Genomic DNA, 13,759 nt, shown 5'->3' with positions numbered 1-13,759 from the left:
ACAAAGACTCGAGGAAATCTCGGATTGGTATAAAAGAAACCGCAAATCTTAGTTTGAATGAATATGTTCTGTATATAAAAATAATGAGGTATGGAGTGAATTGATAATGAATTATGATGAAATTAAAGATTACTGCCTAACCTTTCCAAACTCTTATGAAGACCATCCTTTCGGAGATGGTTGGACTGCAATTCGTCACAAAGGGAATAAGAAAATATTTGCACTTATCTTCACTCGCGACGAACACTTATGTGTCAACCTTAAATGCGAACCTGAAAGGGCTGATTTTCTACGTGGTCTTTTTGAAGAAATCAAGCCCGGATACCATATGAACAAGGAGCATTGGAATACTCTTACCTTAGATGAGGGACTCCCAGAGCACCAAATCCATGACATGGTAAAGTACAGCTTTGAACTGACAAAACCAAAAAGTAAAAAGGAAACATAACATCGAAGGATAGAACGCTCATTATAGATATTCATCCGGTGCAATGGTACAGAGGAATATGCAAAAACTTCAAGGCAGCAATGTTTAAATTCGTATTTACGAGATGATTTTTTCGTTATTGTTAGTCCTTTGTTTCTTGACATGGGTTGAACAAATAAAAAAGAGCAGACTCAAAGTCCACTCAATTAATTAAGATGATTGCTCATTTCATCCAGACATCTATAAAAAATGAAAGGTGACGATGATATGCCACAAAGGTCATTTAGCGTTTAATTAATACTGATAACTCACCTTCAAACACTTTTTCCTCTTTCTGATTATAGGTAGATAACAATACAGTAAGTATCCCCGTCTGGCTTTTATTTGGTTTTTTATCAATAACCTTAACAATAGTGTGCAGTTTATCATTAGGGTAAACGGGTGCTAGGAATTTTATATTATTCATTCCTGTCCCAGCAATAATATCGTCTTCATGACGCCCTTCTTCAATCCAAAGCTTAAAAGTAATAGATAACGTTTGTATTCCAGAAGCAATAATTCCATTAAATCTGCCCATTTTTGCTTTTTCTTCATTTAAATGCATGTATTGTGGGTCATACACTTCTGCAAAATTCATTATATTCTCTTTTGTTAATTCAAAAGATTTAGTTTGAAAAACCTGCCCGATGGTGAATTCATCCAATTTCATAAATAAATCTCCTTGAATCTAAACTTTATTATTAAATCTACGTAGCATTTTAACATACTGGCTCTCACACAACAACTTAACGGTAAAACAATTGTTCCCCTATCAGGAATGAACAAGCACATTGTTTTTGTTTCCTTGCCTTTAACCTCTTTATAATCAGGTGTTTTCTTATAAAGACCAAGGCGGTCGCCATCACCATCACCCGGCATATGTGCCATTTCCTCATAAGAATCTCCAAGCTTCTCATAATAAGAATAAGCAGTAAGCTTGCGAGAACTTTCTTCTGGCTGATAAAACGCAAGTTGAATATACTTCCCGTCATCATATACACAAATTATGGCGTTATCTCTTTTGTACTCATCTGAATCTGCTCGCATTTCTTTTCTGACTTTCTTCTCCTGCTTCATCACTTCATTAATCATTATCATATTTACTACCGCCGCACGCAGTCAGCAGAAGGATGAAGGTGACTGACAAATCATACGACCTACTATAAGTAAGTGGACAGTAACAGATAAATTTCTATAAACAAAAAAACACCAAGGGTGTCAAAACCCTTGGTATCATTGATGCGGCCGAGAGGACTTGAACCTCCACGGGTTATTCACCCGCTGGGCCCGCCATCTATATTCATAAAACTATTGCTCAGTTGTCAGCATTTGAAGTAAATTACGAATTTCCTTGTTATAACTTTTAATTTCTTCTTCATTACAACCGGTTTTATCAAATACTGCATTAGGTATCATTGTGACTTTTTCTTTAAACTCATTCCCTTCAGTTGTTAACGTAATAATTACACTTCGTTCATCCTCTTTTGAACGCTCTCTTATAATAAGACCTCGCTCCTCAAGTCGTTTTAAAACTGGAGTTAATGTTCCGGAGTCTAGATATAATTCTTCGCCTAAACCTTTAACAGATATTTTTTCCTTCTCCCATAAAACAAGAAGAACCAAATACTGTGATTAGCGTACAAGTTCTCGTTTTCTGCTTTGGACCCCATATAGAAAATAAAAAGCCAGCTCTCCTTCGGGAGAAGAACTGGCATAACAAAGCTTCTTGCTTCTTATTTTGCTGTATTGCTCGGACCTTTTAATTTCTCTTCGTTCTTGCGTCAATGTTTTATTATTAGGACACAACCAATAAAATAATGACGATCGAAATAGCAACACTGCTTTTGCAAAGCAGTAAGCCCTCCAGAATATAAAAGAGCTGCAGTCATTGCTGCTCGGATAATCCCAGCTTATTCTGAGTCTGTATTTCGAGTAGCCGGTCAATTAAATGGATGTTTTTTTCATTCCTTTTCTGTTTGTTCCATTTTCCACCACAGTGCATCTTTTGGATTTTCAACAGCTTCTTGAAACTCAGCTTTAGAAGCAACTGTTGGGTAAGAACCTTTTAAAGATTTACCTGAAGTATCTTTAAATAAGGTTAACACAACTATTAAGCCAATTAAACTAACTGCTAATAAATAGAAACCCGGCGCCAAATTGTTTCTTGTCACATGGGTTAACCAAGAAGCAACTAAAGGTGTTGTTCCACCAAAAATAGAAACTGATAAGTTGAATGTCCAGGATAATGTACGATATCTAATGTCAGTATGGAACAACGTAGGTAAAGATCCTGGCATAGTGCCTTCGTATACAGATAATACAATACCTAACATTAAAAGTCCTATAAATAAGAATGTTATATTCCCCATATTAAGAAATTGAAAAGAGATAATCGAAAATACAATTCCTAATACTAATCCAATTGATATAACTTTTTTATTTCCTAATTTATCTCCTAGTTTACCGAAAGTTAAAGCGAACGGTACCATAATAATCAATACAATTGCTGTAACCGGTGTACTTATATTATCACTTATACCAAGGTTCTCATCTAAATAAGAAGGCATATAACCTAACAATAGGTAATTGGTTATATTGAAAAACGCCACAAATACGATACATAAAAAGATATCTTTTTTATATGTTTTAATGACTTCTAATAAACCGGGTTGTTGTTCTTGGTTTTCAGAGATGTCATTTTCAAAGATTGGTGATTCATCTAAATGACTTCTCAAATATAAACCAAATAATCCTATTGGAATACTTAAGAAGAAAGGAATTCTCCATCCCCAACTATTCATTTGAACATCAGATAAAGTCCAGAAAAGTACTGTAACTAAAACAGAAGCTACTATATAACCAGATAATGTGCCGATTTCTAAACCGCTGCCTAACCTGATACGCTTATTATCTGGAGAAGATTCTGCGATATATACCATTGCACCAGCGTACTCTCCACCCACAGAAAAACCTTGCAGAATACGAGCTAAGAGTAATAATATAGGGGCCCATACACCAATCTGATCATAGGTAGGAAGCACACCAATTATTAAAGTAGATAAAGCCATCATTAAAATAGTAATTGTTAATACTATTTTCCGACCAAATTTGTCACCAACTTTACCAAAAATAATTCCGCCTACCGGTCTAAGCAAAAAGGCAATTGCAAATGTAGCAAAAGTAAATATTAACTTTAATTCATCGTTTTGAACTGGACTGAAAAAGTTTTTACTAATAATAACTGCCAAATAAGAATATAAAGCAAAATCAAACCATTCCATCGCGTTTCCTATCCCTGTAGCAAACACGCTTTTCTTCGCTTTTTGAATGTCTACAACGTTAATTTTTTTCTTGTTAAACTTCATTTAATAATATCGACTCCTTAATTATCAAATCCACATTATACAAGCGCATAAACGGTCCAAGCATACAGTCCCAGAATGTATAGCGTAATGCTTCTCTAAAAGTCTGGGGGTTTCTGTTTCACCTGATGGAGAGCTAACGGCATAGTGGATGATTGGTTCAACTGTACCTTAAAAGACTAGACTAATATCCATATCAGCGCCAAATAACATTGTAAAACCAGGAAAGAAGGATGAAATTCAGTTTTTTCGCTGGTTTCCTTAATTTATTTTTGCCGATTGGACTAAAAATAATACAAAAAGCAACAAAAAGAGAAACATCCAACAGATAATACCAGCCAAAGCGGTTAGTGATATATCCGTGGGCTGTGGTTGGTATTTTCTGCAGAATATTTGGAGAAATGATTCCCCTTAATACAGCTCTATTGTGAATATTATCACAATCGAAAAAAAACTTTTATTTCTTCAAAGTGTCCTAAACCTTTATTTTAGTTCTTCCATTACGTCTTCCAATATGTTTATTATAAGATTGAGGTCGTTCCTAAGAATTATTTACTGATTCTATCTTTATTACCCCACAATCAGGTGAAACAAAACACTATAAACGTAGCATACCTTTTTAAAATCTGACAAGCCCAACAGGGTGATAGAAACCTGGCTAAAGCCAAGCTAGTCAATGGATAGAAGAAATTTTTTGTTTTTCCCAAGGAATAACCGTCTGTGTTTAATCCAGCCCAATTAGAAAGAAAAAGAGCAGGAGTAATCCTGCTCTTTCATTCAAAACTTTAAATTGCATGAAGAATGTCGTATACCTTTCGACTTTCTTTACCTATTAATCAGTATACAGACTACAACAGAAATAAGTAGTACCGGGTATGAAATAATGGATGCATTTAAACAGGCCAATCACCGACAATTGAATTTATTACATGACACCTAACAAAATTATTTTTTAAATCCAGCTGGAAATAAAGAAACATTTCTTAGGTAATGATTTTATTTTTGATCAATGATTAAATTACCCCCAATGACAATAAAGACTAATAATTACTAAAAATTATAATAAATCCCAATATTCCTTATCTTAATTATTGTTTAACTAATTGGTGATTGTAACAGTAAACTCATATTTATGAAAAGTTATACCATCCGAAAATTTTCCGACTCAAGTCTGTTTAACCAGTTGTGAACCAATGAATTAAATACATCGGTTTGTTCTATTTGCAGGTTGTGACCAGCCATATCAAGCACTGCAAAAGTTGCCCTTGGGTAATCTTCTAGTAGTCGCCACGCATCGTGGTATCCGACTCCATTGTCCTGACGCCCTGTGATAATTAGCGTGGGATACTCAAGTTTAGATGAAATATCGAAGGTAAACCCGTATCCATTTTGACGGATGTTGTTTACGAATTCATAATTTGTTTGTTTAGAAGGAAGTAAAATTTCATCTCGAAACCTCTCCCATTCAGTTTTTCCTTGCACAATCCCCATAGAGCAAAATTCATCCGCCTCCTCTGAAGACAATTGTGACACTACCTAAAATCACTGCAGCCAATAGACACCGGCTGATTTTCATCAATCATCTCCCCTTTTTTAATTTTCGTAGAGAGCATTAAGCTTCCTCGTTCATGAAAATAATCAGCGACTTCAATCGAAAAATTTTCAACATCATCAAACATTTTCCTCGAATTCTTGGTTTTCTTCCTTGCTTAGCAGCACTTTCTCTGCTTTTGCAAATTGGAGTTTGAGGCATTAGTAGCTACCTATAAATGATGAAAATATTTATGCGATGTCTACTGCAGATGACTTACTTTAGGTAAGTGGGCAGTTTGTGGGCAGTAGATCATTTAAAAATAAGCACAAAAAAATACCAAGGATCTCTCTATTACCCTTGGTATCATTGATGCTGTCGAGAGGACTTGAACCTCCACGGATTATTCACCCGCTGGGCCCTCATTAAAGTGGAAGTATATTGTCAGTTACAAAAGCCCGTCATTTCAAGCATTTGAAGTCATTCATCACACTCATTTACACCATTTTATATTCATTTTGGGCACAAAATGGACACTGTTTTTACACGAAAGAAACCACCGAATAATTTTATTAGCTATCCATACGTTACTGTATCATATCTCAATACGCTTTACTTCTGCATAAGACTGCCCCACATTTTGATGGATACACTAAAAATCAAAGCAAATGATATTCCCAACTATAAAGAAACCCGTTTAAACTCAAAAAGATATGTTTAAACGGGTTTATAGAGCTTACCACTGTTGAGCAGTAGGTGTAACAAATACATCATTTATCAATACATCAGAAGGCTGATCGACAACAAAAGCAATTGTCTTCGCGACATGGTCTACATCAATAGCTACTTCATCCAGGTTATTCAATACACCTTTCACGTCGCTGTCTGTGACAGTATCCTGCCAATTAGTAGCTATAACACCAGGGGAAACCATGGATGCCTGTATGTTATACTTAACAGATACCTCTTTGCGCAAGCTTTCAGTTATTGCCTTCACAGCAAACTTTGTTGCGCTATAGACACCATGCCCCTTTCCTACTGCATGTCCTGCAATAGATCCAACATTTATGATTTGTCCTTTTCCTTGCTGTTTCATATGCGGCAGTACTGCTGCAATACCGTACAGAGTACCTTTCAGGTTTAAGTCAATCATTTTTTCCCACTCATCTACATGCGCATTGTCCCACATGGAAAACAACATGAGACCAGCGCAGTTGATTAGCGTGTCAACTCTATCGAATTTTTCAATAGCATAGTCGATTAAGGCTTGGACGTCTTCTTTATTGGTAGCGTCCGTTGCTTTGTATACAGCAATCCCGTTATTACTTGAAATACGATTTACAATCTGCTGAAGCTTATTTTCACTTCTTGCAGCCAATACAACCTTTGCACCATGTTCAGCAAGATAGCTTGCTGTTGCCTCACCTATTCCGCTTGATGCACCTGTAATGACAACAACCTTATCTTCAATATATGACATGACAAAAAAACTCCTTTTTGTACGTGATTCCTTATTTTCACAAACCCGTTTATCCGTGTAAATGAAATACCTTACCAATCACTTTCCATTCTCCATTAACTTTAAGCAACTGATGATAGTCTGTGTAGGACTCTCCGTAAGCATCGTTTTCTAGGCTAATACGAGCTGTGGCAATTGTGCCTTCTACATCTAAAATGTCGATTCTTGACTTGAGATCTGGCGCGGCGCCTGCTTCATCAACAAAATCCCATAAATTCTTAATGGTGCCTCCGAGAAAACCATTAGAATTATATCCATACATTGTCGCATCTTCGTGGAAAGCTGGCTGCATAACTTCTTTCTTTCCAGTCACAAGTCCTTCTACATACTTGCCGATCACCTCAACTATTTGGTTATAATCCTTGATTGGTGTTTTACTCATTTTCTATTCCTCCTTATGTTATAGATTGGAATGAATTAAAAACGGAAACCGTCAGTATACTGTTTTGGTACAGATGTCTCTTTTCTCAATTGTTTAGCAGCTTCAAGAGTCCAGTAAGGATTTCTTAGCATACCTCTGCCAACAGCGATAAGATCTGCTTCTTCATTACCGATGATCGCATTAGCTAATTTTGGATCATCGAGTCTTCCTACAGCGATTACTGGAACTTGTAACGCTTCTTTGATTCTTCTTGCAAGTGGAGCTTGGTAAGCTGCGTGTGTTCCTGGTCGTCCCCAAGCAGCAATCTGTCCTTCACCACCAGAAGAGATATCAAACATATCCACTCCTGCTTCTTGATAGGCTTTAGCGAATTCGATGCTTTCTTCTATGCCATATCCGCCCTCAACATATTCTTTTGCAGAGATACGCATTAGTAATGGCATTTCGGCAGGCATTTCTTCTTTAGCAGTCTGGATGATTTCTCGACCAAATTTAGTCAAGTCTTTACCATATTCATCATCTCTTTTGTTTGTAAGTGGAGAATGGAACTGATGAATCAAATAGCCATGCGCCCCATGGATTTCGATCGTATCAAAACCAGCTTTGATTGCACGTCTTACCGCTAAACGGAATTTTTCTACCATTCCTTTCACTTCTTCGGTTGAAAGCGCTCTTGGTGTTTTAGATTTCTCATCAAAAGGGATTGCGGAAGGTGCAACCGGTACATCTGCATCTTCAGCTTTACGACCAGCATGCGCAATCTGGATCCCCACTTTAGCTCCATGCTTATGAATAGCTTCGACAATTCTTGCAAGTGCCGGGATTTGTTCATCGGACCACAAACCTAAGTCATAGTCGGAAATTCTTCCATCAGGTTCTACATCGGTCATTTCAATCATGATAAACCCAGTTCCACCAACTGCACGGCTTACGTAGTGCAAATAATGCCAATCAGTTGCAACACCGTCTTTCTTGTCGACAGAGTACATACACATCGGAGACATGACAACGCGGTTCTTCAGCTCCAAATTCTTAATTTTAAAAGTACTAAATAGATCTTGCATGTTTAAACATCCTTTCTCCCTAAAATAAATGTATGTGTCATACATATAAAATAACATATGCATGCATCATGCATACAATTTATCTCTAAATCGTTAAAAAGTCAAATCAAAGAGCTTTTAAAATTTCAAGCCCTTTGACAGATAAAGCTGTTTATAGTTCATTTATTAGCTCTTTCACTATTGTATCCAAGTTATGCGTTTTTAAATGCTTTTGTAAGATCTCATGGAAAACCTGAAGACTTTTCTGAAGTTTATTTTCCCCCAGTTCCGTCAATCTGGTATAGGTGCCCCTACGATCATCTGAACAAATATGTTTCTCTAAGGCACCACAACTGTTGGCCTCCATGTTCCCCACCAGTCTGGAAAGAGCACTTTGGCTTAAACCTATCTTTTCCTGCAACTGTTGCAGCCTAAGGCTTTTGTCCGGTGACTTAGAAAGATAATAAAGAACATAGAACTCTTTAATCGAAAGGCTGAATTCAGCCTGTAATATGCTTTCCAATTCCTTTTTTATTGTATTTTGTATAGTATCCAGCGATAACCACTGATCCATGAACTCATTTGTATTCATAACTTAACTTCCCACCAGTCGCTCAAGTATATTCTTTTTTAAGTATATGACAAGCAGACTTTTTACTCAAATCATTAATTATATGTATGCAGCAAGCATATATTTTGATACATTTGTATTTACATGGGATATTGGAAACAAATGAAGGAAAATCTAACTTTAAGTTCTTCTTGGGAAGGTATGCTAAATTCATTTGAAATGAGGGATTAATTTGAGCAAGGTATTCATTATTGGAGCGAACGGGAAAGTTGGTAAAAATCTAGTCAATGTCTTGAACGAAAAAAAGGAACATGATGTAGCCGTCGGATTAAGGAAAGAAGAGCAATTTTCTTACTTTGAGGATAAAAGTGTCCAACCAATTCACCTAAATTTAGAAGACGATATAGAAACAATAACCGAAGCCATCAAAGGGTTTGATGTTGTTGTCTTCACAGCAGGATCTGGCGGACATACAGGTCCAGATAAAACACTTATGATCGATTTAGATGGAGCAGCAAAGGCTGTTGAGGCAGCTGAAAAAAATGCCGTAAAGCAATTCATTATGGTCAGCAGCATTGATTCAGACCGGCGGGATTATTGGAAACCAGAGAGTATGAAACCTTACTTTATTGCGAAACATTATGCTGATAGAATTGTTAAAGAAAGTAATCTGAACTACACCATCTTACGACCAGGTGTTCTTTCTGACGAAAGAGGAACTGGAAAGATAACCACTGACCCTGCTGGTTCAGAGACCTCTCGTATATCCCGAGAAGATGTGGCACGCGTTATAGAAGCATCAATTGGAAACGAGAGAGCATACAGAAAAATCGTAACGCTTTTAGAAGGAGACACACCCATAGAATCATTGTACAAATGATTTAAAATACTTGGGAAAAAGGGCCTTATGCTGGGCTCTCTTTTTCTGATGATATAAATAAATGATTATCTCAAATTCTTTTAATACTATACACTAATTTCAACCTTGGTTGGCTTAATATAAACTTTCAAGGGGATTTTGTTATGAAAACTACCTGTTCTTTAGAAACGCTATATTATCTTACAACTGAACAGAAATCACTTCTCTCGAGATGCTATCCATTGTGGGTGAATTGTCTAATAACAAGCAGGGATTTTGCTAACAAGCTAAAGGTAACAAAAGCTTGTTTTGAAGAAATCATCACGGTTTACGATTCTCTTGTATAGTTTACCAATTCTGATAATACGTAAGATAGGCTAAATTCTGAAAGTCCGTAAGACAGAAAAAGCAGAAATAAGGATATGCTTAAAACCATTTCAAACTTTCTAAGGAGGAAAAGTTATGGAGGACATTAACATTTACACAGTGCTGCTTGTCATTTGTTTTGGTTTTTTAGCTGCGTTTATTGATTCTGTTGTAGGAGGAGGCGGATTAATCGCATTACCTACATTGTTATTCTTAGGATTGACCCCAGCTCAGGCTGTTGCTACAAACAAATTAGCTGGAACAATAGGATCATTAACAAGTACATTTATGTTTTACCGTTCTGGAAAGATTGACTTCAAATCCATTTCCAAGTTATTCCCACTCGTTTTCATCGGTTCTATGGCCGGGGCATGGACAGTCCATTTAATGGACCCCGAATTGCTTAAACCTTTAATGCTGGTTATGCTGGCAGCTGTCGCAGTTTATACCATCCTTAAAAAGGATTGGGGAAGTATCTCAACCTATAAAAAACTATCTGTCCGCCATTTTATTATTTTTATCCTTTTAATTTTTGCAATCGGTTTTTACGATGGATTTCTCGGACCAGGAACAGGTTCATTTTTAATGTTTGCTTTCTTAATGATCGGATTTGATTTTTTAAAAGCAGCAGGCAATGCAAAGTTTTTGAATTTCGGCAGTAATATTGCTGGCTTGCTGATGTTTATGTACCTAGGGCAAGTCAACTATACATATGGTTTGCTAATGGGACTTGCACAAATTGCTGGCGCAGTTTGTGGCTCAAAGTTTGCAATTAGAAGAGGTAGTAGTTATGTGCGTACTTTATTCATTGTGGTAACCTGCTTGCTGTTAGTTAAAAATGTGTATGATTATATTCATTGAAAGTCTCTCGTTACTCAATAAAAGAGGCTTTCTCTTTCAAAAAGGCAACGCCCCTTTTTTTAATACAAGGTCTTCTAATTGCACTTATTTTGAAAAATACGCCATAGACCTTTCATTTGCGTACTGAATAATTTACGACAAAGCAAGCAACCTCTAAATCCTTCAATATGGTTGAAGAAGGACACTATTTCAGTATTTCGTTCAAATAAAAGAGGAAGGGTTCTAATCCCCCTACCTCTTTATGCACCAACTCGGTCTGCTGCAATATTGAAACCACCATTTGAAGCATTGTCTGTATCTGAAAAGTGAGTAAATGCTAAGATGCTACTTAACACCATTACTGTCAATAGAATTCGGCTGATCTTCATTTATAATCTCTCCTTTCTTTATTTTTCATCTCGCCTCAATACTAATACGATAATACTCATTTGATAGCTCTAAATTCCCCCGATGATGAAAATAATGCCCAATTTCGGTTGCAAAATTTTCAACGTCAGCAAACATTTTTCTGTCTGTAAGATAAGAAAATGCTTCATTAATTAAATGATATTCACCATTAGAAAAATAAAGTCCTTCCAAAATTTTAAACTTTGCTATGTATTCCTTATCCTTATTCTTTTCAGCTACCTCTTTACCCTGCAAGTAATACTCCTGAGCAACATTAAAATTATTTCTTTTCGCCTCAACATGAGCCATAGCAAATAAAGCTTTCGTTAAAAAGTGGCAAAGTTAAGAGATTACCTCTAAACCATAAAAAAATGAAGTTTTGGAGACCTGAAGAATTCAAAAAATTTATTAGTTTCATTCCTGACGATCAACTATTGTTTAAAACATTTTATACAACAGCTTACCTGACAGGATTAAGATGCGGCGAAATGTTAGCTTTGCAATGGAACGATATAGACCCCTACATAATGGAACTGGATATTCGAAAGTCAGCCACTCTTATAAAAGGTGAATTTATTGTTACTAAACCAAAAACAAGGAATGGCTTCCGGCGTATAAGTATAAACCAAAAATTATTACATCTATTAGAACATTGGAAACGACACCAAAAAGAATTATTCAAATCATTGATGATTCCTCATTCAGAAAACACTTATGTATTTCAATATAAGGATACACCATCATCAAAGGATATTTTCAGCCGAAAGATAAAATATTTTTGCAGAGACACCGACCTAGAGCCAATCAGATTACATGATTTTCGACACTCACATGTTGCTCTTTTAATAAATCAAGGTGAAGACTACATCACAATAAAAGAACGTCTAGGTCACGCTTCAGTGAAAACAACGATTGACGTATATGGCCATTTATATCCTAACAAACAGAAAGAAATGGCTAACAAATTAGACGACTTACTATAAGTTAGTGGACACTTTTGGTCACAAAACACATTTTTTTAAAAGAAATAAAAAATACCAAGGGAGTCAAAACCCTTGGTATCATTGATGCGGCCGAGAGGACTTGAACCTCCACGGGTTATTCACCCACTAGGCCCTCAACCTAGCGCGTCTGCCATTCCGCCACGACCGCGTGCTATGAAGCTGTCTTTCCACTAAGCATATAAGCTAGTGATGATGATCAGCACTTTGAAAAGAAAGTGCGGGTGAAGGGACTCGAACCCCCACGTCGTAAGACACTAGATCCTAAGTCTAGCGCGTCTGCCAATTCCGCCACACCCGCGTGACAAGTGGTGAGCCATGAAGGACTCGAACCTTCGACCCTCTGATTAAAAGTCAGATGCTCTACCAACTGAGCTAATGGCTCGCTCTAAAAGTGATTCAAAATTTTTAAATAAAATGGCTGGGCTAGCTGGATTCGAACCAACGCATGACGGAGTCAAAGTCCGTTGCCTTACCGCTTGGCTATAGCCCAACGAAGGTAAATGGTGACCCGTACGGGATTCGAACCCGTGTTACCGCCGTGAAAGGGCGGTGTCTTAACCGCTTGACCAACGGGCCGTCTGGTTGAGAACTTATCTGGCGGAGAAGGAGGGATTTGAACCCTCGCGCCGCTTACGCGACCTACACCCTTAGCAGGGGCGCCTCTTCAGCCACTTGAGTACTTCTCCATATGGCTCCACAGGCAGGATTCGAACCTGCGACCGATCGGTTAACAGCCGATAGCTCTACCACTGAGCTACTGTGGAATAATCAGACTTTCTTCATTATAAATGATGCGACATATTGTGTCAAGAAGCAACATTTATTTTTTTTGAGAAAGTATCGTTGTCTCTCAACGACTTTTATAATTTAACATAGAACATTAAAGTGAGTCAAGCCTTTTTAAAAAATTCTTTTGATTTTCCCTCTGCATTTTCCGCAGGCATATCTTTCCGGGTTCATTGCCCGCTTCTTTATATACTGTTGGCCGCAGGCCGCGCATCTATACATATATGTTTTCTTTTGTGTCTTTTTGGTTTGCAGCGGCGTGCAGAATCTCGGCGCTCCGACTTTCTGAAGCAGTTCTCTGAAGTCCTTGTCTCTGTGCTTGTACCCTTTTCCTTCAAGGTGAAGGTGGTAATGGCACAGCTCGTGTTTAATGATTCCTTCCAGCTCGCTCTGACCGTGTTCGAGAAGATATTTTCGGTTTAATTCGATGTTATGGGAAGACAGCATGTACCGCCCGCCTGTCGTTTTCAGCCGGTCATTGAAAAAGGCCCGGTGACGGAACGGCTTTCCGAAATCTTGTGCAGAGATGTCTTCCGTCAGCTTTTGAAGTTGTTCGTTATCCATATGTGCACCCCGCTTTAAAAACATTGAACGGGACAATTCACCGTTCGCATACAATGAG

13 protein-coding genes, 7 tRNA genes and 5 pseudogenes are annotated in these 13,759 nt (G+C 37.3%); 4 read left to right on the top strand and 21 right to left on the bottom strand.

All coding sequences use genetic code 11. The features are described 5' to 3' along the window. The first annotated feature begins 106 nt into the window (after positions 1 to 106). Positions 107 to 448 (top strand): MmcQ/YjbR family DNA-binding protein, encoded by a 342-nt coding sequence (locus tag SB847_RS17855; protein ID WP_015239219.1) that lies wholly within the window; start codon positions 107 to 109, stop codon positions 446 to 448. A gap of 262 nt (positions 449 to 710) precedes the next feature. Here the strand turns inward: SB847_RS17855 and SB847_RS17850 are convergent, their stop codons facing one another. The 11 genes and pseudogenes from SB847_RS17850 to SB847_RS17800 all read right to left on the bottom strand — a co-directional run bounded on the left by SB847_RS17850 (position 711) and on the right by SB847_RS17800 (position 8,895). After that, the gene (locus tag SB847_RS17850) at positions 711 to 1,136 is read right to left on the bottom strand and encodes a MaoC family dehydratase (protein ID WP_007609622.1); all 426 of its coding nucleotides are present in this window, start codon (positions 1,134 to 1,136) and stop codon (positions 711 to 713) included. A gap of 125 nt (positions 1,137 to 1,261) precedes the next feature. Further along, a pseudogene (locus tag SB847_RS17845) lies at positions 1,262 to 1,613 on the bottom strand (cystatin-like fold lipoprotein); the annotation flags it as partial. Positions 1,614 to 1,774: 161 nt separating this feature from the next. Next, positions 1,775 to 2,089, bottom strand: a complete 315-nt coding sequence (locus tag SB847_RS17840; RefSeq protein ID WP_076851403.1) for a MarR family winged helix-turn-helix transcriptional regulator — start codon at positions 2,087 to 2,089, stop codon at positions 1,775 to 1,777. A gap of 338 nt (positions 2,090 to 2,427) precedes the next feature. Further along, positions 2,428 to 3,831 carry an MFS transporter gene (locus SB847_RS17835; protein WP_032873021.1) on the bottom strand — a complete coding sequence of 468 codons (1,404 nt, stop codon included), beginning with the start codon at positions 3,829 to 3,831 and terminating at the stop codon, positions 2,428 to 2,430. A gap of 38 nt (positions 3,832 to 3,869) precedes the next feature. Beyond that, positions 3,870 to 4,272, bottom strand: a pseudogene (locus SB847_RS17830) (BCCT family transporter); the annotation flags it as partial. Between the two features lie 696 nt (positions 4,273 to 4,968). Further along, positions 4,969 to 5,364: pseudogene (locus SB847_RS17825) on the bottom strand (alpha/beta fold hydrolase); the annotation flags it as partial. After that, positions 5,361 to 5,516, bottom strand: a pseudogene (locus SB847_RS17820) (tetratricopeptide repeat protein); the annotation flags it as partial. The pseudogenes SB847_RS17825 and SB847_RS17820, both read right to left, overlap by 4 nt. A 579-nt stretch (positions 5,517 to 6,095) precedes the next feature. After that, positions 6,096 to 6,839 (bottom strand): SDR family oxidoreductase, encoded by a 744-nt coding sequence (locus tag SB847_RS17815; RefSeq protein WP_410578226.1) that lies wholly within the window; start codon positions 6,837 to 6,839, stop codon positions 6,096 to 6,098. A gap of 49 nt (positions 6,840 to 6,888) precedes the next feature. Further along, a complete protein-coding gene (locus SB847_RS17810; RefSeq protein WP_101670027.1) occupies positions 6,889 to 7,260 on the bottom strand; it encodes a nuclear transport factor 2 family protein in 372 nt (123 codons plus the stop codon). Positions 7,261 to 7,295: 35 nt separating this feature from the next. Further along, complete coding sequence (locus tag SB847_RS17805) at positions 7,296 to 8,324, bottom strand: NADH:flavin oxidoreductase/NADH oxidase (protein ID WP_410578224.1); 1,029 nt, start codon at positions 8,322 to 8,324, stop codon at positions 7,296 to 7,298. A 151-nt stretch (positions 8,325 to 8,475) separates the two neighbouring features. Then, a complete protein-coding gene (locus SB847_RS17800; protein WP_101670025.1) occupies positions 8,476 to 8,895 on the bottom strand; it encodes a MarR family winged helix-turn-helix transcriptional regulator in 420 nt (139 codons plus the stop codon). A 211-nt stretch (positions 8,896 to 9,106) separates the two neighbouring features. Between SB847_RS17800 and SB847_RS17795 the strand changes: the two genes are divergently transcribed. Continuing rightward, a complete protein-coding gene (locus tag SB847_RS17795; RefSeq protein ID WP_410578222.1) occupies positions 9,107 to 9,754 on the top strand; it encodes an SDR family oxidoreductase in 648 nt (215 codons plus the stop codon). A 441-nt stretch (positions 9,755 to 10,195) separates the two neighbouring features. Further along, the gene (locus SB847_RS17790) at positions 10,196 to 10,960 is read left to right on the top strand and encodes a TSUP family transporter (RefSeq protein WP_167559272.1); all 765 of its coding nucleotides are present in this window, start codon (positions 10,196 to 10,198) and stop codon (positions 10,958 to 10,960) included. A gap of 239 nt (positions 10,961 to 11,199) precedes the next feature. Here SB847_RS17790 and SB847_RS17785 read toward each other — a convergent pair whose 3' ends face one another. Both SB847_RS17785 and SB847_RS22600 read right to left on the bottom strand, forming a co-directional pair. Beyond that, positions 11,200 to 11,328, bottom strand: coding sequence for a phosphatase (locus SB847_RS17785; RefSeq protein ID WP_410578286.1), 129 nt, complete (start codon positions 11,326 to 11,328; stop codon positions 11,200 to 11,202). 25 nt (positions 11,329 to 11,353) lie between these two features. Then, positions 11,354 to 11,602 (bottom strand): hypothetical protein, encoded by a 249-nt coding sequence (locus SB847_RS22600; RefSeq protein ID WP_486304278.1) that lies wholly within the window; start codon positions 11,600 to 11,602, stop codon positions 11,354 to 11,356. A gap of 86 nt (positions 11,603 to 11,688) precedes the next feature. On the opposite strand from SB847_RS22600, the pseudogene SB847_RS17775 reads away from it, so the two are divergent. Next, positions 11,689 to 12,330: pseudogene (locus tag SB847_RS17775) on the top strand (site-specific integrase); the annotation flags it as partial. A gap of 85 nt (positions 12,331 to 12,415) precedes the next feature. On the opposite strand, the gene SB847_RS17770 reads toward SB847_RS17775, so the two are convergent. From SB847_RS17770 to SB847_RS17735, 8 genes are all read right to left on the bottom strand, one after another. Further along, positions 12,416 to 12,499 (bottom strand) — tRNA-Leu (locus tag SB847_RS17770). 68 nt (positions 12,500 to 12,567) lie between these two features. Beyond that, positions 12,568 to 12,649 (bottom strand) — tRNA-Leu (locus SB847_RS17765). A gap of 8 nt (positions 12,650 to 12,657) precedes the next feature. Beyond that, positions 12,658 to 12,733 (bottom strand) — tRNA-Lys (locus tag SB847_RS17760). Between the two features lie 33 nt (positions 12,734 to 12,766). Next, a tRNA-Gln gene (locus tag SB847_RS17755) sits at positions 12,767 to 12,841 on the bottom strand. Positions 12,842 to 12,852: 11 nt separating this feature from the next. Beyond that, positions 12,853 to 12,927 (bottom strand) — tRNA-Glu (locus tag SB847_RS17750). Between the two features lie 19 nt (positions 12,928 to 12,946). Continuing rightward, positions 12,947 to 13,037, bottom strand: a tRNA-Ser gene (locus SB847_RS17745). Between the two features lie 3 nt (positions 13,038 to 13,040). Further along, positions 13,041 to 13,115, bottom strand: a tRNA-Asn gene (locus tag SB847_RS17740). Positions 13,116 to 13,251: 136 nt separating this feature from the next. Further along, a complete protein-coding gene (locus SB847_RS17735) occupies positions 13,252 to 13,701 on the bottom strand; it encodes a SprT family protein (protein ID WP_202735240.1) in 450 nt (149 codons plus the stop codon). Positions 13,702 to 13,759 lie beyond the last annotated feature (58 nt).

This window comes from Bacillus sp. SIMBA_026 (genome assembly GCF_046535335.1).
In the GTDB taxonomy this organism is placed as follows: Bacteria; Bacillota; Bacilli; order Bacillales; family Bacillaceae; genus Bacillus; species Bacillus velezensis.
Note: the sequence above shows the minus strand (reverse complement) of the source record. Positions and strands in the feature narration are given on the sequence as shown.